The following is a 25,212-nucleotide window of genomic DNA, read 5'->3' as shown; positions in this document are numbered from 1 at the left end:
ATTCTTCATTGACGCCATCGAGCTAACCCGATATTTCTATATAAAAAATAGATTGCCAAAAGGGATTGATACCATGAATGCAGTAGCGTCTTTATCAGAAAGTACCCCGTTCGTTATCGCTAAATTTGGTGGAACGAGTGTCGCCAATTTTGAAGCGATGAACAAAAGTGCTGATATTGTTCTTTCAAATAATCATGTCCGTGTTGTGGTTCTTTCTGCCTCAGCAGGGATCACGAATTTATTGATTGAACTTGCCGAAGGTTGCGACACTGATAAACGTAATGAGCTACTGCAAAAGGTCAAAGACATTCAATACGCAATTATTGATAAGTTACAGCATGCTGACGTTATTCGCGAAGAAATTAATCGTTTACTGGATAATATCGCCCATTTAGCGGATTCCGCTTCACTTGCAACATCAGACGCCTTAACGGATGAAATGGTCAGTCATGGTGAATTAATGTCAACACTACTGTTTGTTGAAGTGATCCGTCAGCGTGGTACCGATTCACAATGGTTCGATGTCCGCAAAGTCATGAAAACCAATGCAAACTTTGGCCGTGCAGAACCTGATTTACAGCAGTTAAAAGAGGCTGCGCGTCAACAATTGCTGCCGCGTTTACAAAATACAGTATTCATCACCCAAGGTTTTATTGGTCAAGACAGCAAAGGCCGTACCACTACCCTTGGCCGTGGTGGAAGTGATTATACTGCGGCTTTACTCGCTGAGGTTCTCGACCTATCTCGCGTTGATATTTGGACCGATGTACCGGGTATCTACACGACCGATCCCCGTGTCGTACCGGCTGCTCAACGTATTGATGAAATCGCTTTTGATGAAGCGGCTGAAATGGCCACTTTTGGTGCAAAAATTCTACACCCCGCGACCTTATTGCCAGCAGTACGTGCAGGCATCCCTGTGTTCGTTGGCTCGAGCAAAGACCCGGATGCAGGGGGGACATTAGTCTGCGATAAAACAGCGAATGCTCCACAATTTAGAGCATTAGCTTTACGCCGCAAACAAACATTACTGACATTGCATAGTTTGAAAATGCTCCACGCACGCGGCTTCTTAGCTGAGATATTCACGATTTTATTGCGTCACAATATTTCTGTTGATTTGATCACCACGTCAGAAGTGAGCGTCGCGTTAACACTCGATACGACAGGCTCAACAGGCACTAATGGGAGCTTACTCACGAACGCACTGATGACCGAACTTTCGACCTTGTGTCGCGTTGAAGTGGAAGAAAATCTCGCATTAGTTGCGATTATTGGTAATGAGTTATCTCAAGTGAATGGACTGGGTAAACAAATTTTTGGGGCTTTAGAATCATTTAATATTCGCATGATCAGCTACGGGGCTAGCAGCCACAATATTTGCTTACTTGTACCGGGTAACGATGCGGAAGAAATCGTGCGGACTTTACACTCAAATCTGTTCGAATAAGCCATTATTTTATTTTTAACAAGAGGGCCATCACCCAATGACCCTTTTGTTATATCCATCACCGCTTATTCATTATTAATTGAACGTTATCACTGTATTTTAGCATTGATGCTTTCGCTTCTTTATTTTCCTGTAATAGCTGTAAGTTTTTGATCGCAACGGCATTACCTGATTGTGCCGCGCGTTCAAACCACCTCATCGCACGGAAAATATTTTTCTCGCCGCCTAGCCCTCGCGCATACATTACTGCAAGGTTATTTTGAGCCTCACTGATATCTTTAAATGCGGATTGCTGCAAAAGCTCTCGTGCCTTTTGGACGTTTTGTTGTACGCCTGTGCCCGTTAAATAAAAAAGCGCTAACTGGTTTTTTGATTGAATATTATTCTGTTCGGAGGCCAATAACCAACTCACGATCTTTTGACTGTCAACTTTAGGTAACTGTCCTTCCAGATACCATTCCGCTAATTTAACTTGAGCCTCGGGAATATCATCATCGGCCATACTCATATACCATTCAATGGCCTTTCCATGATCGGCTGTTACACCACCTAAGCCTTGCTCATAAAATTCAGCCACTTTCATTGCAGCCGCAACAGAACCATTTTCAGCACCTTGCTGATACCAATCGAACGCACTCGGCAGATCTTTACCTATTCCATCCCCTGATTCATAACCTCGCCCCATGGCAAATTGTGCGTCAGCATTTCCCTGTAATGCGGCACGTTTGTACCAATAGATAGCTTGATAATGGTTTTTCTCAATTAAGCGATGACCTTCGTAGTAAAAGTCGCCCATATTGGTTTGTGCTGTTGCTGAGCCCATATTTGCCGCTTGGCGATACAAGTTGATGGCCCGTTCTTCATCCTTTTCAACGCCTTCACCGTTTTCATATAACACAGCCAGATTATTCACTGCGGAAGCTACGCCTTGCTGCGCACTCTCCTCATACCATTCTCGGGCTTTTTGATAATCAACATCTCCGCCTAATCCATCATGGTAGAACATGCCTAGCGCAAATTGCCCATAGGCTTGCCCCTGCTCCGCGGCTTCTGAATACCATGCTTTCGCTTGCTGGTAATCTTGTTTTACGCCATAGCCACGCTCATATAAAAATCCTAGGCCATACTGGCAATAGGCATCGCCTTTTTCAGCCCCTTTACGATACCAACGAGCAGCCTCTGCATATTTTTCCTGATTTTGTGCTAATAGCCCCAAATAATAATCGCCATCGGTATTACCCAGTTTGGCGGCTTTTTTAAACCAAATAGCCGCCTGCTGACTGTCCGCAGGTAAATAGTCCGTACCGTCCATATAAACGAGGCCAATATCCAAAATAGCGTCAATATCGCCGGACTCAGCTTCTTTCAATCGATGAGTAAAATCTTCAGGCAGGTTATTTGAAGGTGAAACTTGAGATGCTGGTAATGATTGTTTTTCTTTGACTGACAACGGTTCTGTTGTCTCAGCTTGCACAAAAGTCACATTGCTCAAGCAAAGCAATACTATTAAAGATCGTAAATTCATTAGCTCTATCCATTCACCAGCGTTATGCATATAACATAACACTCCTAATGGAAAAGAATAAGTGTGCCGAATCTAAAATCGATAAAGAATAGCGTCTATTCGCGAATAAAGGTGGTGAGATAACATTCACCACCTTTGTTCCATTAATTCACTCGATATCCGCCATGTTTACTGGCAAATAAATTAAACTTACCCCATTCAACAAGCATTGACTCCAATGTTTCATGGTTTACTTTGCATAAGTTGGCAATTTGTGACACCACAAATTGGTTTTCCCCGACTAACTCAGCCGAGAAAACTTCAGCAATCCAGCCGCACTCTTTGACCGTCACCAACCAACCATCATTCGTCGCAAACTTATGAACTGGGATCATCCCTTCTTTTGGGCTTTCCTTGGACAATAATGCATCTTCCTCGCGCTGCGCTTGATGAAATGCTTCAATTTCTTCTTGTGAAGGAATAGGCTCAACCACTTTCGCATCTTCTAAATAAAGATAGATTTCCTCTGCTCGAGCCGGTGTCAATTCACTCTTTAGCCAAACTTGATTAAAACAGTGATCACTGAGCATCTCGTCAGTATCCAGCTTATCCATGATTTGCAGAATGCTCATCATCGCGCTCACGAAATCTTCGCTCATGAAAAACGTCTCAGGTGCCGCACTGTTTTGGATTTTATAAGGATAGACCGCCGTATCCGGCAGCCTATCTTCAATCATAAATTCGTAGCTCATCATTCAGCCTCTTTAAGTGTCTTACTGATAAGATGGTGTCGAACTCACTAAAAATCAATCCTCTGGGTCATAACCTAAGTTAGGGGCAAGCCATCGTTCCAGCTCACTCACCGACATCCCCTTACGTTTCGCGTAATCCTCTATTTGGTCACGTTGCAGTTGAGCGACTGCAAAGTACTTGCTATCTGGGTGGCTAAAGTACCAACCTGACACTGAGGCTCCAGGCCACATCGCGTAAGAGCTTGTCAATTTCATCCCTATTTGATTTTCGACATCTAACAGCCGCCAAATTTTTTCTTTTTCCGTGTGTTCAGGACAAGCAGGATAGCCTGGCGCTGGACGAATACCTTGATATTTCTCACGAATAAGCTCTTCATTCGCTAAATTTTCTTCTGGCGCATAACCCCAATACTCTTTTCTCACCTGCTGATGTAAATACTCAGCAAATGCTTCGGCTAGCCTATCCGCCAAGGCTTTTAACATGATCTTATTATAGTCATCATGTTGCTGCTCATACTGTTCCGCCAGCACATCCTCTTCTAAACCACCAGTAACGGCAAAAGCACCGATATAATCGGCTTTACCACTGCTTTTTGGTGCCACGAAATCAGATAAACAATAGTTCGGAAACTCTTTTTTCTCTGTCTGCTGACGTAAATTGAGTGCAACTGACTGCACGCTATCACGGGCAGTAGAGTGATATATTTCAATATCATCCCCCACACGATTGGCAGGGAATAACCCTAAAATGCCTTTAGGGGTCAATGATTTCTCTTTAGCTAATTTATCTAACATATTATTAGCGTCACTTAGCAGTTTGCGCGCTTCTTCCCCTACCACCTCATCTTCTAAAATACGTGGGTACTTACCAGCAAGAGACCACGTCATAAAGAAAGGTGTCCAGTCAATATAGTGACGTAATGTCTCAATGGATGCCTTAACTTCTTTTACGCCTAAAAAACGCGGTACTGGCGGTTGATAATCTTGCCAGTTAATTTTCACAGGATTAGCACGGGCGACATCAAGAGAAACCGGCGGTGTTTTGGTTTTTTTACGGCCATGCTGTTCACGCACCACTTCATATTCACGACGGGTTCGTGCCACAAATTCGTCTTTTTGAGTGTCTGATAGTAAAGCAGAAACCACCCCAACAGTGCGTGATGCATTTTGTACATACGTGACGGAATGGCTGTAGTTTGGCTCTATTTTGACAGCGGTATGGGCTTTCGATGTCGTGGCTCCACCAATCATCAACGGTAGAGTAAAGCCTTGGCGCTCCATCTCTTTAGCAACATGCACCATTTCATCTAATGAGGGAGTGATTAATCCTGAAAGCCCGATAATATCGACATTCTGCTCTCGAGCCGTTCTTAAGATTGTTTCACAAGGCACCATGACGCCTAAGTCTATAATTTCATAGTTATTACACTGTAAGACGACACCAACAATGTTTTTTCCAATGTCATGAACATCACCTTTTACCGTTGCGAGTAAAATTTTACCCGCGCTACTTCCCGCTTGCTTAAGCTCTTGAATATAAGGTTCTAAATAAGCAACGGCTTGTTTCATCACCCGAGCAGATTTTACCACTTGCGGAAGAAACATTTTCCCTTCACCAAATAAGTCTCCCACCACATTCATGCCATTCATGAGTGGCCCTTCAATCACTTCAATCGGGCTTGCCGCACGCTGACGTGCTTCTTCGGTATCTTGTGTAATAAATTCAGTAATGCCTTTAACTAAGGCATATTCTAAGCGCTTTTCAACATCCCATGAGCGCCATTCCGCCTGTTGAATCTGTTGTTCATCACTGTTGGTTTTGCGGTATTTTTCAGCGAGTTCGAGTAGACGTTCCGTACTGTCATCACGGCGGTTTAAAATGACATCTTCCACCGCCTCTTTTAACTCTGCGGGAAGATCATCATAGATAGCCAATTGTCCCGCATTGACAATTCCCATATCCATACCATTACGGATCGCGTAATAGAGGAATACGGCATGAATAGCCTCTCGCACAGGATCATTTCCTCTAAAGGAAAACGAAACGTTAGACACTCCACCAGAGATCATGGCATGCGGTAATTGCTGTTTGATATCCTGACAAACCTCAATAAAATCGACCGCATAGTTATTATGCTCTTCGATACCGGTTGCTACCGCAAAAATATTGGGGTCAAAAATAATATCTTCAGGCGGAAAACCAATCTGTTCGGTCAACACTTGATACGCACGGCGGCAAATTTCAATTTTTCGTTCGCGGGTATCTGCTTGGCCCACCTCATCAAAGGCCATCACAATAACGGCAGCACCGTATTTACGCACTAATTTGGCATGTTCAATAAAGGCGGCTTCCCCTTCCTTCATCGAAATTGAGTTAACAATGCCTTTGCCTTGAATACATTTAAGGCCCTTTTCAATCACATCCCACTTAGACGAGTCGATCATGATTGGCACACGTGCAATATCTGGCTCACCAGCAATCAGATTCAAAAAACGGACCATGGCCGCTTCTGAATCCAACATACCTTCATCCATGTTGATATCAATGATTTGAGCACCATTTTCCACTTGTTGACGAGCGATATCTAAAGCTTCTTGGTAATTACCCTCTTTAATGAGGCGTTTAAATTTTGCTGAACCCGTCACATTGGTCCGTTCACCCACATTAACAAATAATGATCCTTTACCAATATTCAGGGGTTCTAAGCCTGATAAACGACATTCAACAGCAAGTTCTGGCAATACTCTAGGGGGAATTCCTTTAACTGCTTCAGCCATCTTTTTGATATGTAAAGGTGTTGTTCCACAACAACCACCAACAATATTGAGAAAACCCGCCTGCGCCCATTCATGAATTTGAGCCGCCATGTTTTGTGCATCAAGGTCATATTCACCAAACGCATTTGGCAACCCCGCGTTAGGGTGTGCACTCACATAGCACTCAGCAATACGCGATAATTCAGAAACATATTGGCGTAATTCATCCGGCCCCAAGGCACAGTTCAAACCAAATGAAATAGGTTTAGCATGACGTAATGAGTTATAGAAAGCTTCGGTCGTTTGTCCCGATAACGTCCGTCCAGAGGCATCCGTGATCGTGCCTGAAATCATGACCGGCAACGTGATCCCTAAAGCTTCAAATTCGGTTTCAATCGCGAAAATAGCCGCTTTGGCATTTAACGTATCAAAAATGGTTTCGATCATGATCAAATCAACACCCCCTTTGATCAGTGATCGCGTTGATTCGCGGTATGCTTCAACCAGTTGATCAAAACTAATGTTTCGAAATGCGGGATCGTTAACATCCGGAGAAATAGACGCTGTTCGATTGGTCGGCCCCAGTACTCCCGCAACATAACGCGGTTGTTCGGGGGTTTTACGAGTCCACTCATCAGCACATTCACGAGCGATACGCGCGGCGACTTCATTAATTTCAGCAGACAAGGATTCCATTTTATAGTCCGCCATTGCGATCGTTGTTGAGTTGAAAGTATTAGTCTCAACAATATCAGCGCCTGCTTCAAAATATTGGTTGTGGATCTCACGAATGATTTCTGGCTGAGTTAAAACAAGTAGATCATTGTTTCCTTTTAGATCGCTAGGCCAATCCGCAAATCGTTCACCACGAAATTGTTCTTCAGTGAGTTTATGGCGTTGGATCATTGTCCCCATCGCCCCGTCCAGTACTAGGATTCTCTTTTGTAATTCTTGTTCTAACCTACTGATTTTATAACTCACTTTCCCTGCCTCCTAAAAAACAACAACCTTAGTCATAAGTTAAATTAGCGCTATGATAATCCTACCATAGTTTTTAGGTCGAGAAGCCCATGCCATGATGAGAGTTTCTCAGGTTGCATCAGATCTAATTTTTCACTGATCCGATGAGTATTTTGGGGTGAGATCATTCATAATAGAAACAAAAATTCATTCCAGTCAGGAGAGACTTAATGGCGACTGCATCAATCAGTAAAAAAATAAAAAAGGCAAAAGGGCCAGCAAGTGGCGCACCTGCGGCAGGTCAAGTCCAGTCATTAAGTCGTGGACTAACACTTTTGGAATATATTTCTGAATCAACAGGGGGAATTGCTTTAACGGATTTAGCCCTACAAGCAGGTTTACCCAATTCCACCACGCACCGTTTGCTCATGACGCTCGAACAGCATGGCTTTGTACGCCAAACAGGGGATCTTGGATTATGGGTTATTGCTTCTAATGCCTTTATTATTGGTAGTAGCTTCCTTGAGAGCCGTAATTTACTTGCTTTAGTTCACCCTATATTGCGTCGTTTAATGGAAGAGTCGGGTGAAACCGTCAATCTTGCCATTTTAGATCACAGTGAATTCGATGCTGTCATCGTCGATCAAGTACAATGCAATGCATTAATGCGCATGTCAGCGCCGATTGGGGGTAAACTACCGCTACATGCCTCAGGTGCGGGTAAAGCGTTTATTGCCAATCTTCCAGAAGAACAGCTGATTCCTTTGCTGAGTAAAAAAGGCCTCCACGCCTATACACCCTATACATTAACCACCCCTTCGGCCTTAAAAGAAAACCTGCAACAGGCGAAAAAACAAGGGTTTTCCTACGATGATGAAGAGCATGCGTTAGGGTTAAGATGTATCGGCGCGTGTATTTATGATGAGCACAAAGAAGCCTTTGCTGCGATTTCAATCTCAGGGCCACTGTCACGTATCACCGATGATCGCGTGACTGAGCTGGGTGCGATGGTGATCAAAGCTGCGAAAGAGATCAGCCGTGAATATGGCGCAATCCGTTAACTAATCACCCACATGCTGAACCTGTGGCCGCTCAAATTGGTTAGAAGAGAGAAAACGTGACATATCACGGTACTTTTCAATTAATGCTAACGCAATAGCCTCAGTTTCAGCATCGGCTTTCCCCTCAATATTGCGTGGACGGAAGTGCATTTGAAAAGCACGAATAATCTTTTGTGTCTGCGCATCAAGCTGACCGGATAACGGTACCTCGGCATAACCATAAAATCTCAATGCTTTCTGTAGCAACAACACATTACCGGGTTCATAGGCACTTCGACCCGATAAATAATTTGTGACCGTTGCTGCATCAGGCCAAGCACCAATGCCCTGTTTCGCTAATGTTTCCCAAGGAAAAGCTCTACCAGGATCTTCTTTACGCAATGGCGCAATATCACTATGACCAACAATATTCTGAGCCGGAATATTGTATCGCTGCATAATATCTTTAACTAATGGGATCAACGCTGAAATTTGAGACTGATTAAAAGGTGCCCATGTCTTATTACCTTTTTTGTCAACACTAAAACCCGCATTCACAATTTCAATACCAATGGAAATATCATTCAAGCCACTATGATACCGCCAGTGGCTATCACCCGCATGCCATGCTTTCAGTTCTTCTGGAACTAATTGTAATACGACGGGTTGGTTATCTTTCTGTGTAGGCTGACTAGGGATCAGATAATGGGAACTCACTTGCCCTTTAGTGAGCAAATAAATGGAATAATCATCATTAGAGACAGTGTAATGCAAAACCACATATTGAACTCTCTCACTGGTGTTACGTGATGGATAACTCGTATCAACATAATACCCCTGCCGTGAAGAGAGTGTCGAACAGCCTGAAATAATAAACACAAATAAAATTAATAAATTACGAGTCATTTGTTCAGCCCTTTATGGCGCGCCATCACACCGATGCCTATTCTACCTTTTTATCAGATCACAAAAAATATACAAAGCATCAATAGAACGCGAGGTTCGCTGCAAATGGCCTCAAAATGCGGCTACACCACCTTGAGAATTTTGATGTCCAAATTTTAATATGATGTTTTCTTGAACTCATTGAAGAGTATTAATACATAGACTCGCTATCAATATTTGCCATTTTGATGCTCAATTTCACTTTTATGCAATGAGTCACATCGACTAAATACGGAGATAAGGATTAAGAATTAGCAGTCAATCATTAAGTAGAAGTGCGAGAATATACAAACAGAAAACGGCAAAGCAATGACAAGATAAATCGCGAGGATGTGGAACAACTATTTTCAAACAATGATTATTTATTAAAATATAATAGCAATACAGGGTCATTAATTAAGTAGAAACCGAATGTCAATTAACTTATCTGTCCTTTTAACGCTTAAGAATAACACTGTTAGTGTAAGATTTAAGCGTATCATTCATACTAAAGTAGTACTGAGATTAAAAATATATTTATTGAATAATAACCACTCTATTAAATTAATGGGTTGATATTATTTACATGAGTAACTGATTATTTAACACCAGTTACTCATCGATAAGATCAAACGCCTGTTAAGCATCGATGACCGAGCATATTGACTATCTTAGGTACAAAGAGGGATCTTGCCTCACGCTTAAGAAGCTTATTCAATTTCACACTAATTAATTATATTAATAAATATTAGATAGGAATAGTAATATAATGAATACAATATCCTATCTTATTGTTGAATAAATCGTCCGTTTTTCGTGCTCAATTTCGTTCGTGATGATACTCATGATATCTTTTATATCGATATCTAAAAAAACAACAATTTCAATAAGTTTATCTAAACTTAGCTTATTCACTCCACGCTCATAACGCGAAACTTGTTGCTGACTTAAATTAATAATATCGGCTAATTCGTTACCCGATAGCCCTCTTTTCATTCTTGCTTGCCGCAAATGATGACCTAATAAGGTATACACATCTTCTCTTTCTCTTATAGCCATACCCCTCTCCTAGAAAAAGAAATAAATAATTATTTTTTTATATTTTCTATTATAGGATCTCCATTTTTTATTAAAAATAGTTATCAACAATCAAACTTTAATAAATTGATAGATGATAATTATCATTTAACGTTTTTAAACTCTCATCTCTATTTTTTAAAAAGCAATTCATTGCTTTTTAATCATTTTTTATTTTCATAATCTTTTGAAATATTTTTATAGTTAATTATTTATACTTAACTTATTCATAACTGTTTACACTTTAAATAAGTCTAGAAATAGTTAGACACTTAAAACAATATTTCTAAAAACAAAAAATAGCTAATAACATATTTATAATATGACATAGATCATGATTTTAAATTCAATAGTAATAAAAGCCTCAGGAGTAAAAAACTTAACGCCAATAGAAATAAATGCTTCCCCTAACTTAAAATCAAACGATCACACACAAACCAATGTTATGTTTTTAAAATACCCTCTTAACCAAAATTGACGCCTTTAGACCTTATAACGATGATCCCCACTTAATCTTGTAAGTAGCGGTTTAACTCTACATCCACAACTTTTAAATTTAATTTCAACGAGGATGCATTTCTAAAATAGATTTTATTGCCTTCACGAATCGCAATACCGACATGACTCACATCCAATTCCGGTTTATTCGAGTAAATACCAATATAGTCACCTGTTTGGAGTTTTTTCAGAACAGCCTCATCAATATACTGAGTTGGAATATAACTGATCGTTCGTGATGTAACAGGGAGGCCTTGAATCAGCAATTGGCCATTGCCTTTTTGATTCAAATGCTTATGTACTTGTATCGTATGAGGGCTAATCTCCTGAGTCATATCAGACATCGCTTCATCAGCGGCCAACAGCCAATCAGTAAAAAAATGTCGCCGAGTGATATAGGCGATATTTTCTTCGCGGTATCGAGTCTTTTTTAAATTAGAAATAAAATCATCATAATTATCTGACTGCTTTAATGCTTCGGTATACTCAATGAATGTCATACAATCCATTGATTTTAAATTGACAACCAAGCTTTCCTTCTCTGAATCATGCGAATTCAACGTACGGTCATTATACGGTGTGCCTAGGAACATGGCTGTTATTAATTTCACGCGCTGCTCAGAGTCGAGCCCTTTGATATTATGTTGGATATCCTTCAATATTGATAACGACCCTGATTCTAAGACCGTTTCAGCCTTCGTTATCGAGCACATTAACACTAAAGCCACCGCAATAAATCGTTTAAGCATTGTATTCCTATTATTGGTGTTTTTATGAATAGAACGATATCTATCACTAGACAACAAATATCAGCGTAAATTCAGCCGCACAGCAATAAAACAACACCGTTTCACCTTTTCCTGAGACCTCAATAATCTTGATTCAGATCACAGATAGCTCGAAATTTGCATATCATCCATTGCAACTCTTACGATTTCAATAAACAATGTTACCGGTAACATTTGATGTGAAAAGAATATCATCAACACACTGAGTCGATAAAAACAGTGTTGGCTGATAGTAAAATCTCTATTGTGAGGTCTGTAATTATGAGCAATTCCAAAAAGATAGCGAGTAGCGTTCATCCAGAAATAATGCGAATAACCAAGCGTATTATCGAACGTTCAAAAAACACAAGGGAACAGTATCTACACAAAATTGAACAAGCTCAGCGTACAACAGTGCATCGTGCTGAGCTCGCTTGTGGTAATCTCGCCCATGGTTTTGCTGCCTGCCAACCTGAAGATAAAAACATCCTCAAGAGCCTGACACACTCCGATATCGCGATTATTAACGCCTACAATGACATGCTATCCGCCCATCGCCCTTACGATACCTATCCAGAGCGCTTGAAAGCCGCATTACGTGAATCGGGTGCTATTGGCCAAGTCGCTGCGGGTGTACCTGCAATGTGTGATGGTGTGACCCAAGGTCAGGATGGTATGGAACTCTCTTTACTCAGCCGTGATGTCATTGCAATGTCCACCGCAATAGGGCTTTCACACAACATGTTCGATGGCGCTTTATATCTTGGTATTTGCGATAAAATTGTTCCGGGCCTCATGATAGGCGCCTTATCTTTCGGGCACCTACCGGCCATTTTTGTTCCAGCAGGACCTATGACCACAGGGCTACCAAATAAAGAAAAAGTGAGGATCCGCCAGCAATATGTTGAAGGGAAAGTCGATCGCAGTGCTTTACTCGAAGCAGAAGCGGCCTCTTATCACAGTATAGGCACCTGTACCTTCTACGGCACGGCTAACTCTAATCAAATGGTCATGGAGGTGATGGGGCTTCATTTACCCGGTTCATCATTTGTGCAGCCTGACACACCATTACGCCATGCTTTAACAGATGCCGCGGCTCGCCAAATTACTCGCCTAACCAAACAGTCAGGCAACTACCTGCCTATCGGCCAGCTAGTTGATGAAAAAGTGATTGTGAATGGCATCATAGCCTTACTCGCAACAGGAGGCTCAACCAATTTAACGATGCACCTGATTGCTATCGCTAAGGCCGCAGGTATTATGATTAATTGGGATGATTTCTCTGAATTATCCGCCATTATTCCCTTAATCTGTCGTATCTATCCGAACGGACAAGCGGATATCAACCAATTTCAAGCGGCAGGCGGAGTTGCCCTGCTTGTTCATCAGCTGCTATCAAAAGGCCTACTTCATCATGATGTTAATACCGTTGCTGGTTATGGCCTTTCACACTACACCTTGGAACCATGGCTAAATAATGGGCAGTTAGAGTGGCGTGATGGTGCCAAAACCTCTTTTGACTTACAAGTCATCGCAGATATTCATCACCCCTTTTCTCAGCATGGCGGCACAAAGGTACTCTCTGGTAACTTAGGACGTGCGGTAATGAAAACGTCCGCTATACCTGAAGAAAACCAAATAATTGAAGCGCCTGCCGTCGTATTTAATGATCAACACGCTATCCTCCCCGTTTTTGAATCCGGAGCATTGAATCGCGATTGTGTCATTATCGTTCGTTTCCAAGGCCCATCTGCAAATGGTATGCCTGAACTCCATAAATTAATGCCACCATTAGGTGTTTTAATGGACCGAGGCTATCAAGTCGCCTTGGTTACAGATGGTCGTTTATCTGGCGCATCAGGCAAAGTTCCATCAGCCATTCATGTCACTCCTGAAGCCAACAAAGGGGGCTTGCTCGCCAAAGTACAAGATGGAGATATGATACGTGTTAATGGTCTAACGGGTGAGCTAACGCTATTAGTCGATGAACATGAACTTGCGAAACGTCAAGCGTATCAACCTGATTTAAGTACCCAATATTCAGGTTGTGGCAGAGAACTATTTGGTGCACTGCGCCAGCATTGTTCGGGTGCGGAAGAAGGCGCTTGTAGTCTCAATTTTTAACTGTTTCAGTGGATTAGGAAAAGATTATGCAAAATTGGAAATTGTCGGCTGAGGATGTACTAAATACAGGTCCTGTCGTTCCCGTTATCGTCATTAATCAACTTGAGCACGCAATCCCTCTTGCAAAAGCACTCGTCAAAGGGGGGATTAAAGTACTCGAAGTGACGCTACGAACAGAATGTGCCATTGACGCGATTCGGCTTATCGCAAAAGAAGTTCCGGAAGCCATTATTGGTGCAGGCACTGTAATTAACGTTCAACAACTTGAAGCAGTCACCGAAGCTGGAGCGCAATTTGCTATTAGCCCAGGGCTAACGGAAGAGTTACTCTGTGCGGCAACTCAGGGCTGTATTCCTTTAATTCCAGGTATATCCACCGTTTCTGAATTAATGCTTGGAATGAATCATGGTTTGAAGGCGTTTAAGTTCTTTCCTGCTGAAGCTAATGGCGGAATTAAAGCTCTGCAAGCCATCGCTGGCCCGTTCCCGCAAGTAAAATTCTGCCCGACGGGAGGGATATCTCCTGCCAATTATCGCGATTACCTCGCATTAAAAAGCGTACTATGCATTGGCGGCTCATGGCTAGTACCAGAGGATGCCTTGAAAGCCGGTGACTATCCGCGCATCACTCAATTAGCTGAAGAAGCCATTAAGGGCGCTAAGCTAGCATAAAATCTATACCGAGCCAGAGTTGATGACGACAGTGGCTCGGTATCTTAAGCTCAGTCACTATTTATACACACTTTTTCATGCGTAACACATCGGCAAAAGCGCAGTTCCTCTTGATACGCATAAACGTCCTCTATATGCCCACTACGAATCCTATTTTGTAAACTTTGCCAATACTCTGCCGTAAATAGATTTCCGTGCCGTTCTTGCAGATAGCCTCGTATTTTGGGGTCTTGGCATAAAAACAGCGCGAATTCCTCAGGAAAAACATCATGCTCTCCTACGCTATACCAAGGCTCTCCCGACAGCTCCTGCTCTGGATACATTGGCTCAGGGATACGTCGGAAATTCACCTCGGTCATATAACAAATTTCATCATAGTCATAAAAAACAACACGCCCATGCCGTGTCACGCCAAAGTTTTTAAACAACATATCACCAGGAAAAATATTCGCTGCGGCAAGCTGCTTGATTGCTTGACCGTATTCATCAATAACATGGCGTAATTCCGCTTCATTGGCATCATCCATATAAATATTGAGAGGCGTCATCTTTCTTTCCATATACAAATGACGGATCAATATTTTGTCTCCTAAATCTTCAATTAATGACGGAGTTTCCTTTCGCAACTCCTCCATTAACTCATCACTGATATAGCGTTTATCTATGATAAAATTTTCAAATTCTTGGGTATCGGCCATGCGACCAACTCTGTCATGCTCCTTCACCAACCGATAGCACTCCTGTACGCGCGCTCTTGTGACCTCTTTTTGGGGGGCAAACTCGTCTTTAATCAACTTAAATACCCGATCAAATGACGGTGAAGTGAACACCAACATCACCATTCCTTTAACCCCCGGCGCTATCGTAAATTGTTCTCGAGAAAAATTAATAAAAGCCAAGTATTCACGGTAATATTCTGTTTTACCATGCTTTTGGCAGCCAATTGCCATATACAACTCAGCAATGGATTTACTGGGTAAAATTTCTCTTAACCAAAAAACTAATGCCGCAGGAAAAGGGGCATATACCATAAAATAAGAGCGAGCAAACCCAAAAACAATACTTGCTTCGTCAAATCCCGTTAAACAGGTGTCCACATAAAGGCTATTATCAGCGTCATGGTGGATAGGTAATAAAAATGGATGAACCTCATCATTAATAACGAGTTTACCCACTAGCCAAGCCGCTTTATTTCGATAAAATAATTCATTAACTATATGAAAAGAAACGCTTTCATCTTGAATGTTCGGGAAGCGGGAAATTAAGCTATCAACAATACATTGCACATCCCAATTTAAAGAACGCCACCGTAATCGTAATGGCAGCGCACTGAGTATCTCTTGTAACACAGTAAATAAACTGCCATTGACCAAATATTGCCGATCGAGTGGCCGGGGAAGATCACTAAAACGCCGTGCAGGTTGAGATGTGAATATAAACAAATTTTCTTGTGTCAGCTCGCGATGCTTAAACAGACGACAATATACTGAATTAAAAAAACTTTCCGCTATTTCAAAACGAGGGTAATTAGGTAACAGAGTGGTATAAACACGTTTGATGCTGGATAACATTTCCGGTGTTAATGACTGAACTAATCCCATAAATTGCAACTGAGCCACCACCAATCCAACATGATGGTCATAAAGTTGTATTCTTTGCTTCATCGCATCTTGGATTGCATGCCAATCAGCCCGCTCAAATCGTTCTTGTGCACCCGAGGTTATTTCTAAAAAACGACCATACTGAGCATCAAAACCCTGCAAGATTGTCTGAGCAATTATCTGTTCAGTCGATAGTGTCATAGTAGCTCCCGACAAAAAACGGCACTCGAAAGTGCCGAAAAAATAAAAAACAGATACACGTGAACAAAAGGAATCGATGTGTCACTTAGGCAAAAATTTGCCTTTTAGAACTGTTCTTCTTCTGTCGACCCCGTCAAGGCAGTGACTGACGATGTGCCACCTTGAATGACGGTTGTGACCTTATCAAAGTAACCCGTGCCCACCTCTTGTTGATGCGAAGAGAAAGTATATCCTTTATTAATAGCCGCAAATTCACGTTCTTGTACCTTCTCAACATAATGCTTCATTCCCTCTCCTTGCGCATATGCATGAGCTAAGTCAAACATGTTAAACCACATGCTATGAATCCCCGCTAAGGTGATAAATTGGAAACGGTACCCCATCGCTGAAAGTTCATCTTGGAAGCGTGCAATCGTTGCATCATCTAGATTCTTCTTCCAATTAAATGAAGGTGAACAGTTATAAGCCAATAATTTACCTGGGTATTTTGCATGAATCGCCTCAGCAAATTGGCGAGCAGCTTCCAAATCTGGCTTTGACGTTTCACACCAAACTAAATCGGCATATGGTGCATAAGCTAATCCACGGCTAATCGCTTGTTCGATCCCTGCTTTCGTACGGAAAAAGCCTTCATTGGTTCTTTCCCCTGTAATAAATTCAGCATCATAAGGATCACAGTCCGATGTTAAAAGATCAGCCGCATCCGCATCAGTTCTAGCGATCAGAATAGTTGCCACCCCTGAGACATCTGCTGCCAGTCGAGCGGCAACTAGTTTTTGTACCGCCTCTTGAGTTGGAACTAATACTTTTCCTCCCATATGGCCACACTTTTTAACCGCCGCTAGTTGATCTTCAAAGTGTACCGCCGCAGCCCCAGCTTCAATCATGCCTTTCATTAATTCAAAGGCATTAAGAACGCCACCAAAACCAGCTTCTGCATCAGCGACAATCGGTAAAAAGAAATCGATATATTCTTTATTTTCAGGTCCAATACCATTAGCCCACTGAATTTGATCCGCTCGACGGAACGTATTATTTATCTTTTTAACGACTGAAGGCACCGAATCCACGGGATATAACGATTGGTCAGGATACATACTTGAAGCCGTATTGGCATCCGCAGCGACTTGCCAACCAGAAAGATAGATAGCTTCAATGCCTGCTTTCGCTTGTTGTAATGCTTGACCGCCGGTTAATGCGCCCAACGCATTCACATAACCTTTTTTAGACTGGCCGTGAAGCTGCTCCCATAATCTTTGTGCTCCCTTGGTCGCAAGCGTATGTTCTGGGTTAACTGAACCACGCAGCTTCACCACTTCTTCAGCACTATAAGGGCGAGTAATGCCTTTCCAACGTGCTTTTTTCCATTCGTTCTCTAATTGGGTAATCTGCTCTGCGCGTGATATCGTCATGTTCGTATTCCTTATAATTTATGTAGGGTCTATGATGTTTTGTTCTATATTGATTACTGAATAAGTTGGTAGCCCGGCACAGTTAAAAATTCTATTAATTCGTCCTGTGTTGTTATCCTGCGCATTAAATCTGCTGCTTCACGGAAACGACCATGTTGGAATTTTTGATCGCCAAGCTCTTGTTGAATGACTTGCAACTCTTCATCTAGCATCTCTTCAAACAGTGCTTTCGTGACTTTTTCACCATTTGAAAGTGACTTTCCATGACGTATCCATTGCCAAATAGAGGTACGAGATATTTCAGCCGTCGCGGCATCTTCCATCAAACCATAAATAGGTACACACCCATTCCCAGAGATCCAAGCTTCGATATATTGCACCGCAACACGGATATTGGCTCTCATACCGGCTTCAGTTCTCTCACCTTCACAGGGCTGTAATAGCTGTTGAGCACTAATCTCTTCATCGGATTCACGAGACACATCTAATTGATTTTTGCGTTCACCTAAAACGTGATTAAAAACGTCCATGACAGTGTCAGCCAATCCTGGATGTGCAACCCAAGAACCATCATGCCCATTGCGTGCTTCCAGCTCTTTATCCGCTTTAACTTTCGCTAAGATAGCCTTGTTTTCTTCCGCGTCTTTACTTGGAATAAAGGCCGACATGCCTCCCATCGCAAAAGCGCCTCTACGATGGCAGGTTTTAATTAATAAACGCGAATAAGCACTTAAAAAAGGTTGTGTCATCGTCACTACCTGACGATCAGGCAAGACTCTATCTGAATGCTCTTTTAATGTTTTGATATAACTAAAAATGTAATCCCAACGGCCACAGTTAAGCCCAACAATGTGATGACGCATGTGATATAAAATTTCATCCATTTGAAAAACAGCAGGCAGTGTTTCAATAAGAACGGTCGCTTTAATCGTTCCTCTTGGTAAACCAACGGTATCTTCAGCCGCGCTAAACACATCACTCCACCACTTAGCCTCTTGCCAAGACTCAAGTTTCGGTATGTAAAAATAAGGGCCACTTCCTTTTGCCAGTAACGCTGCATAGTTATGGAAAAAGTAGAGAGCGAAATCAAACAGGCCACCAGGAATTGGTTTTCCCTCGAGCAATACATGTTTTTCATCTAAATGCAGGCCACGCACACGGGCAATCAGGACTGCTGGATTAGATTTTAATTGGTAGACCTTTCCATTTTCATTGGTATAGGAGATATCCCCACGAATTGCATCTCTTAAATTTATTTGACCATCAATCAATTTATCCCATGACGGAGAAAGGGAATCTTCAAAGTCAGCCATAAAAACTTTTACATTGGCATTCAGTGCATTAATCACCATTTTGCGTTCAACAGGGCCAGTGATCTCGACTCGGCGATCACGCAAATCCTCAGGGATATTTTGAATTTTCCAGTCGGAATTTTTAATGGAATCACTTTCTGAAATAAAATCAGGTAACACGCCTGAGTCAATTTGCTGCTGTTTAACCTGCCGTTCTTTTAATAAAGATTCTCTTTTAGCTGAAAATTTTTCTGCAAGATCCGACAGAAAAGCGATAGCATCAGCCGTTAGCACCTCGCTATCTTGCTGATTAAAACTGTTTGTAAACGTTAATGTTGATGCTGATAACTGCTGGTCCATTAGTCAATCCTCATTCATGTCCGCCGATAGAATTAAGATTAACCTAAAATAAAAATAAATCAAAAACGGTTTCCATTTTATTTTAAAATCAACATAATCACTTGATAATAAACATAATTTAAATAAATTTAATTATGATTATACGTTCCCTTTTAAGATGATAAGATGTTAAATATAAGTTAAATCAATGTGTTATGAAAATAACAACTCATTATCAATTTATCGTAAAAAACAAAAAAGCAGCCAATAAATGGCTGCTTTGATTCTTCCAAAAACACATAACTTAGTTTAACTAACTAAAAATACTTACAACTCACATTTAATACTCTTTTAAATCGCTATTTTACTAGAATATTGACTGTTTTTTAGTCTAAAGTAGGTTCCATATGGCTAAGATCAAAAGGTGTGATCTGATACACATAATAATTCAGCCAATTAGAGAAAAGTAAGTGACCATGACTACGCCAGCTAACAATGGGATCCTTTTCCGGATCATTTTCTTTAAAATAATTACACGGTATTTTAGGTGAGAGGCCTGCATCCATATCACGCCAATATTCCTGAGCAAGGGTTTCGGCATCATATTCCGGATGACCTGTAACAAAAACCAGTCGTTTATCTTTCGATGCGAATAAATATGCGCCCGCTTCTTGTGAACTCGCCAATATTTCTAAATCGGTATACTCGCGAATAAGTTTTTCAGGAAAATCAGCATAACGTGAATGTGGTGCATAAAAAGAGCCATCAAATCCCCTTGTTAACAAGGCGAAAGGTTCAAGGGTATCATGCTGATAGATACCAGATAGCTTTTCTTCTCGAGTCCATTTAGGGAGGTCATAAAGTACTTTAAGCGCCGCTTGCACAGCCCAGCAAACAAATAGGGTCGATGTCACATGATCCTTCGCCCAGTGAAGAACTTTTTCTATTTGTTCCCAATACGCCACATCACAAAACTCCACTAGGCCAAGGGGTGCACCCGTGACGATTAATCCATCAAAGTTTTGGTCTTTAATATCGTCAAAGTCACAATAAAACGTATCCAAATGTTCTGCTGGAGTATTTTTAGATTCTCGCTGGTCAATACGTAATAATTGAATATCGACTTGAAGCGGAGTATTCGATAGTAAACGTAAAAATTGGTTTTCAGTTTCAATCTTTTTAGGCATTAAGTTAAGCAGTAATACTTTCAAGGGACGGATCTCCTGAAGGCTTGCTCTTGTCGTTGTCATGACAAAAACATTTTCTTCTCGCAAGAAATTTACCGCGGGCAACTCATCTGGTAAACGAATTGGCATCCTTTATCCCCTTTTATACATTTATACGTTTAGACTTCTAGAATGCCAAACAATTTAACTAAAATTGCCCCCAATGTCGAGACTTTCACGACCAATTGAAATAATTTCAAGATATTAGATTAAATTCACTTCTCCTTATAAATATATAAGACTTATAATTAATTGATTATAAAGATATTATTATAAAAACCATCAGGTTATATAACTCAAAATTTATTAGAATTTGTATTTATATAATATGTAATTTATCGAATCTGGAAGAAGTAGCTGATTGGATAGAAAGATGGCAGGAAGGAGTGAGACTCGATGCTGTAGCGAATGATAAATAGCAATTAATAGCAGTAAAATGTAAGCGGCCAATCATCACTCATGCAACTCTACACCTATATCTCGTATTCGAACTAGCCCTCATAAAGGATGCGTGACTCGTTTATCACTAACCGATATAGCAAGCAGAAATGGCATAAGATCAATAAACTGGATGACTTTTACTTTATGAGTTGATTTTATTGATATTATTAGTTGTCGTATTTTAATAAAAAATGCAGAAAAAAACGCTTTAAACGACTAATTCATTCTTTAAATTAATTAATTTTCAAAAATTTAATTGTTAAAGTGTTAAAACTTACTTATAGATCGCTAAATTATTATCGATACTCAATAAATATTCGTCTCCTTCTATTATGGTCAGAATAATAAAAAACCATCCTTAACAAGAATGAGCTAAAGGTCGTCAATGACCTCTACCGCTATTTGACTCTCCCCTAACAGCCTCTGAGGCCAGAGCTTATAAGCTAGCGAGTTATTTACCGATAAGTTGATGAGATGGATATCGAGTACTCAGTATGATAAAGCGATCTAAACCATGATGTTATTTAGATACCGATTGCGATTCATAAAAATAAACACCAGTCATCCTATAAAATAGTCTCAACCATGAAAATAAGTCGAATAGTGAGCCATTCCTTTATCTCTACTTAATGTATTGGCTATCAATATGCGGTTCGCTGGTGCAGGATTGGTGAGGAAGCGCCGTGGATGGGGTTGGTGGTGACAGTAAGGCAGAAGGATGATAAAACGGTATCACATCCCCCAAACGCAAAAAAGCCACCCATCGGGTGGCTTTCTCACTAATTTAATGTCTGGCAGTTCCCTACTCTCACATGGGGAGACCCCACACTACCATCGGCGCTACGGCGTTTCACTGCTGAGTTCGGCATGGGGTCAGGTGGGACCACCGCGCTATTGCCGCCAGACAAATTCGGTTTTTGTTCCCGTCGGCTTCCACCAACCAGAACAGCAATCTTGAACAAGCTAATTTCTCACACTCTGCGTGCGCTTCACAACGTTCTCTCTAAAACACCTTCGGTGTTGTCAGGTTAAGCCTCACGGTTCATTAGTACTGGTTAGCTCAACGTATCGCTACGCTTACACACCCAGCCTATCAACGTCTTAGTCTTAAACGTTCCTTTAGGACCCTTAAAGAGTCAGGGAAGACTCATCTCAAGGCAAGTTTCCCGCTTAGATGCTTTCAGCGGTTATCTCTTCCGCACTTAGCTACCGGGCAGTGCCATTGGCATGACAACCCGAACACCAGTGGTGCGTCCACTCCGGTCCTCTCGTACTAGGAGCAGCCCCTTTCAATCTTCCAACGCCCACGGCAGATAGGGACCGAACTGTCTCACGACGTTCTAAACCCAGCTCGCGTACCACTTTAAATGGCGAACAGCCATACCCTTGGGACCTACTTCAGCCCCAGGATGTGATGAGCCGACATCGAGGTGCCAAACACCGCCGTCGATATGAACTCTTGGGCGGTATCAGCCTGTTATCCCCGGAGTACCTTTTATCCGTTGAGCGATGGCCCTTCCATTCAGAACCACCGGATCACTAAGACCTACTTTCGTACCTGCTCGAGCCGTCACTCTCGCAGTCAAGCTGGCTTATGCCTTTGCACTAACCGCATGATGTCCGACCATGCTTAGCCAACCTTCGTGCTCCTCCGTTACTCTTTGGGAGGAGACCGCCCCAGTCAAACTACCCACCAGACACTGTCCGCACCCCAGATTATGGGGCCACGTTAGAACATCAAACATTAAAGGGTGGTATTTCAAGGTTGGCTCCATGCAGACTGGCGTCCACACTTCAAAGCCTCCCACCTATCCTACACATCAAGGCTCAATGTTCAGTGTCAAGCTATAGTAAAGGTTCACGGGGTCTTTCCGTCTTGCCGCGGGTACACTGCATCTTCACAGCGAGTTCAATTTCACTGAGTCTCGGGTGGAGACAGCCTGGCCATCATTACGCCATTCGTGCAGGTCGGAACTTACCCGACAAGGAATTTCGCTACCTTAGGACCGTTATAGTTACGGCCGCCGTTTACTGGGGCTTCGATCAAGAGCTTCTCCTTACGGATAACCCCATCAATTAACCTTCCAGCACCGGGCAGGCGTCACACCGTATACGTCCACTTTCGTGTTTGCACAGTGCTGTGTTTTTAATAAACAGTTGCAGCCAGCTGGTATCTGCGACTGGCTTCAGCTCCATCCGCGAGGGACTTCACCTAGCGCCAGCGTGCCTTCTCCCGAAGTTACGGCACCATTTTGCCTAGTTCCTTCACCCGAGTTCTCTCAAGCGCCTGAGTATTCTCTACCTGACCACCTGTGTCGGTTTGGGGTACGATTAATGATAATCTAGAGCTTAGAGGCTTTTCCTGGAAGCGGGGCATGAGCTACTTCGCCACCGTAGTGACTCGTCATCAGACCTCAGCATGTAGTGAACCGGATTTGCCTAATTCACCTGCCTACATCCTTAAACCGGGACAACCGTCGCCCGGCCAGCCTAGCCTTCTCCGTCCCCCCATCGCAATTATCACCAGTACAGGAATATTAACCTGTTTCCCATCGACTACGCATTTCTGCCTCGCCTTAGGGGTCGACTCACCCTGCCCCGATTAACGTTGGACAGGAACCCTTGGTCTTCCGGCGTGCGGGTTTTTCACCCGCATTATCGTTACTTATGTCAGCATTCGCACTTCTGATACCTCCAGCATGCCTCACAGCACACCTTCACAGGCTTACAGAACGCTCCCCTACCCAACAACATTTACATGTCGCTGCCGCAGCTTCGGTGCATGGTTTAGCCCCGTTACATCTTCCGCGCAGGCCGACTCGACCAGTGAGCTATTACGCTTTCTTTAAATGATGGCTGCTTCTAAGCCAACATCCTGGCTGTCTGAGCCTTCCCACTTCGTTTCCCACTTAACCATGACTTTGGGACCTTAGCTGGCGGTCTGGGTTGTTTCCCTCTTCACGACGAACGTTAGCACCCGCCGTGTGTCTCCCGTGATAACATTCTTCGGTATTCGTAGTTTGCATCGGGTTGGTAAGTCGGGATGACCCCCTAGCCGAAACAGTGCTCTACCCCCGAAGATGAGTTCACGAGGCGCTACCTAAATAGCTTTCGGGGAGAACCAGCTATCTCCCGGTTTGATTGGCCTTTCACCCCCAGCCACAAGTCATCCGCTAATTTTTCAACATTAGTCGGTTCGGTCCTCCAGTTAGTGTTACCCAACCTTCAACCTGCCCATGGCTAGATCACCGGGTTTCGGGTCTATACCCTGCAACTTATTCGCCCAGTTAAGACTCGGTTTCCCTACGGCTCCCCTATACGGTTAACCTTGCTACAGAATATAAGTCGCTGACCCATTATACAAAAGGTACGCAGTCACACCTAAAAGGTGCTCCCACTGCTTGTACGTACACGGTTTCAGGTTCTATTTCACTCCCCTCGCCGGGGTTCTTTTCGCCTTTCCCTCACGGTACTGGTTCACTATCGGTCAATCAGGAGTATTTAGCCTTGGAGGATGGTCCCCCCATATTCAGACAGGATAACACGTGTCCCGCCCTACTCGTCGAGTTCACAACACCAACACCTTCGGATACGGGGCTATCACCCTTTACTGCCGGACTTTCCAGACCGTTCTCCTGATGCTGATGCTGATTAAGACTCTGGGCTGCTCCCCGTTCGCTCGCCGCTACTAGGGGAATCTCGGTTGATTTCTTTTCCTCGAGGTACTGAGATGTTTCAGTTCCCTCGGTTCGCCTCGTTTGACTATGGATTCATCAAACGATAGTGCAACGAATTGCACTGGGTTTCCCCATTCGGACATCGTCGGCTATAGCGGTTCATATCACCTTACCGACGCTTTTCGCAGATTAGCACGTCCTTCATCGCCTCTGATTGCCTAGGCATCCACCGTGTACGCTTAGTCGCTTAACCTCACAACCCGAAGGTGTCTTTTCGTGTCGTTCTGACCGGTAATGGCTGCGCGTGGTGAACTTCTGCGTTGGGCAGTGCTCGCAATGCTCACGTACCAATGTACGCTGCGCTTGCTGTGCGCTGTCCGCCTTGAATTTCACACTGCTCGCTCATTACAGTTGCCATCATGACAAAACAGCATTCGCGTTGAGATTTTTGAGAGACTCTCACATTGTTTAAGCGATAAACAATGTGCGTTGTTTCAAT

At 42.6% G+C, this 25,212-nt stretch carries 14 protein-coding genes and 2 rRNA genes; 4 read left to right on the top strand and 12 right to left on the bottom strand.

Annotated features, from left to right (window positions below):
• The first annotated feature begins 73 nt into the window (after positions 1-73).
• Entirely contained in the window at positions 74-1,450 is a 1,377-nt protein-coding gene (gene lysC, locus P2E05_RS01880; protein ID WP_154623879.1) for a lysine-sensitive aspartokinase 3, read from the top strand.
• Between the two features lie 58 nt (positions 1,451-1,508).
• On the opposite strand, the gene P2E05_RS01875 is transcribed toward lysC, so the two are convergent.
• The 3 genes from P2E05_RS01875 to metH all read right to left on the bottom strand — a co-directional run bounded on the left by P2E05_RS01875 (position 1,509) and on the right by metH (position 7,378).
• Positions 1,509-3,005 carry an SEL1-like repeat protein gene (locus P2E05_RS01875; RefSeq protein ID WP_230085860.1) on the bottom strand — a complete coding sequence of 499 codons (1,497 nt, stop codon included), beginning with the start codon at positions 3,003-3,005 and terminating at the stop codon, positions 1,509-1,511.
• Positions 3,006-3,118: 113 nt separating this feature from the next.
• Positions 3,119-3,706 (bottom strand): hypothetical protein, encoded by a 588-nt coding sequence (locus P2E05_RS01870; RefSeq protein ID WP_154623882.1) that lies wholly within the window; start codon positions 3,704-3,706, stop codon positions 3,119-3,121.
• Between the two features lie 54 nt (positions 3,707-3,760).
• Positions 3,761-7,378, bottom strand: coding sequence for a methionine synthase (gene metH / locus P2E05_RS01865; protein WP_231131852.1), 3,618 nt, complete (start codon positions 7,376-7,378; stop codon positions 3,761-3,763).
• A gap of 275 nt (positions 7,379-7,653) precedes the next feature.
• Here metH and iclR point away from each other — a divergent pair, with 275 nt between their 5' ends.
• Positions 7,654-8,484: a glyoxylate bypass operon transcriptional repressor IclR gene (gene iclR, locus P2E05_RS01860; RefSeq protein WP_004925895.1), complete on the top strand. Its 831-nt coding sequence runs from the start codon at positions 7,654-7,656 to the stop codon at positions 8,482-8,484.
• Here the strand turns inward: iclR and P2E05_RS01855 are convergent, their stop codons facing one another.
• The 3 genes from P2E05_RS01855 to P2E05_RS01845 all read right to left on the bottom strand — a co-directional run bounded on the left by P2E05_RS01855 (position 8,485) and on the right by P2E05_RS01845 (position 11,711).
• The gene (locus P2E05_RS01855; protein ID WP_247047175.1) at positions 8,485-9,369 is read right to left on the bottom strand and encodes an N-acetylmuramoyl-L-alanine amidase; all 885 of its coding nucleotides are present in this window, start codon (positions 9,367-9,369) and stop codon (positions 8,485-8,487) included.
• Positions 9,370-10,170: 801 nt separating this feature from the next.
• Complete coding sequence (locus P2E05_RS01850; protein WP_196713961.1) at positions 10,171-10,446, bottom strand: helix-turn-helix domain-containing protein; 276 nt, start codon at positions 10,444-10,446, stop codon at positions 10,171-10,173.
• A 527-nt stretch (positions 10,447-10,973) separates the two neighbouring features.
• On the bottom strand, positions 10,974-11,711 hold the full coding sequence (locus P2E05_RS01845; RefSeq protein ID WP_276122985.1) for an N-acetylmuramoyl-L-alanine amidase-like domain-containing protein: 738 nt from the start codon (positions 11,709-11,711) through the stop codon (positions 10,974-10,976).
• A 300-nt stretch (positions 11,712-12,011) separates the two neighbouring features.
• Here P2E05_RS01845 and edd point away from each other — a divergent pair, with 300 nt between their 5' ends.
• Both edd and P2E05_RS01835 read left to right on the top strand, forming a co-directional pair.
• Positions 12,012-13,853, top strand: coding sequence for a phosphogluconate dehydratase (gene edd / locus P2E05_RS01840; RefSeq protein WP_163860571.1), 1,842 nt, complete (start codon positions 12,012-12,014; stop codon positions 13,851-13,853).
• Between the two features lie 26 nt (positions 13,854-13,879).
• Complete coding sequence (locus tag P2E05_RS01835) at positions 13,880-14,524, top strand: bifunctional 4-hydroxy-2-oxoglutarate aldolase/2-dehydro-3-deoxy-phosphogluconate aldolase (protein WP_154623064.1); 645 nt, start codon at positions 13,880-13,882, stop codon at positions 14,522-14,524.
• A 50-nt stretch (positions 14,525-14,574) separates the two neighbouring features.
• On the opposite strand, the gene aceK is transcribed toward P2E05_RS01835, so the two are convergent.
• The 6 genes from aceK to P2E05_RS01805 all read right to left on the bottom strand — a co-directional run bounded on the left by aceK (position 14,575) and on the right by P2E05_RS01805 (position 24,966).
• Complete coding sequence (gene aceK / locus P2E05_RS01830; RefSeq protein WP_196713959.1) at positions 14,575-16,326, bottom strand: bifunctional isocitrate dehydrogenase kinase/phosphatase; 1,752 nt, start codon at positions 16,324-16,326, stop codon at positions 14,575-14,577.
• Between the two features lie 104 nt (positions 16,327-16,430).
• Positions 16,431-17,738 carry an isocitrate lyase gene (aceA, locus tag P2E05_RS01825; RefSeq protein ID WP_154623066.1) on the bottom strand — a complete coding sequence of 436 codons (1,308 nt, stop codon included), beginning with the start codon at positions 17,736-17,738 and terminating at the stop codon, positions 16,431-16,433.
• Between the two features lie 53 nt (positions 17,739-17,791).
• Positions 17,792-19,390 carry a malate synthase A gene (gene aceB, locus P2E05_RS01820; RefSeq protein WP_154623067.1) on the bottom strand — a complete coding sequence of 533 codons (1,599 nt, stop codon included), beginning with the start codon at positions 19,388-19,390 and terminating at the stop codon, positions 17,792-17,794.
• A 365-nt stretch (positions 19,391-19,755) separates the two neighbouring features.
• Positions 19,756-20,685 (bottom strand): homoserine O-acetyltransferase MetA, encoded by a 930-nt coding sequence (metA, locus tag P2E05_RS01815; RefSeq protein ID WP_154623199.1) that lies wholly within the window; start codon positions 20,683-20,685, stop codon positions 19,756-19,758.
• Positions 20,686-21,825: 1,140 nt separating this feature from the next.
• Positions 21,826-21,941: ribosomal RNA gene (gene rrf / locus P2E05_RS01810) — 5S ribosomal RNA — on the bottom strand.
• Positions 21,942-22,060: 119 nt separating this feature from the next.
• A 23S ribosomal RNA gene (locus P2E05_RS01805) occupies positions 22,061-24,966 on the bottom strand.
• Positions 24,967-25,212 lie beyond the last annotated feature (246 nt).

This window comes from Providencia stuartii, assembly GCF_029277985.1.
In the GTDB taxonomy this organism is placed as follows: domain Bacteria; phylum Pseudomonadota; class Gammaproteobacteria; order Enterobacterales; family Enterobacteriaceae; genus Providencia; species Providencia zhejiangensis.
The sequence above is the reverse complement of the archived record's forward strand: the minus strand, read 5'-3'. Positions and strand labels throughout refer to the sequence as shown.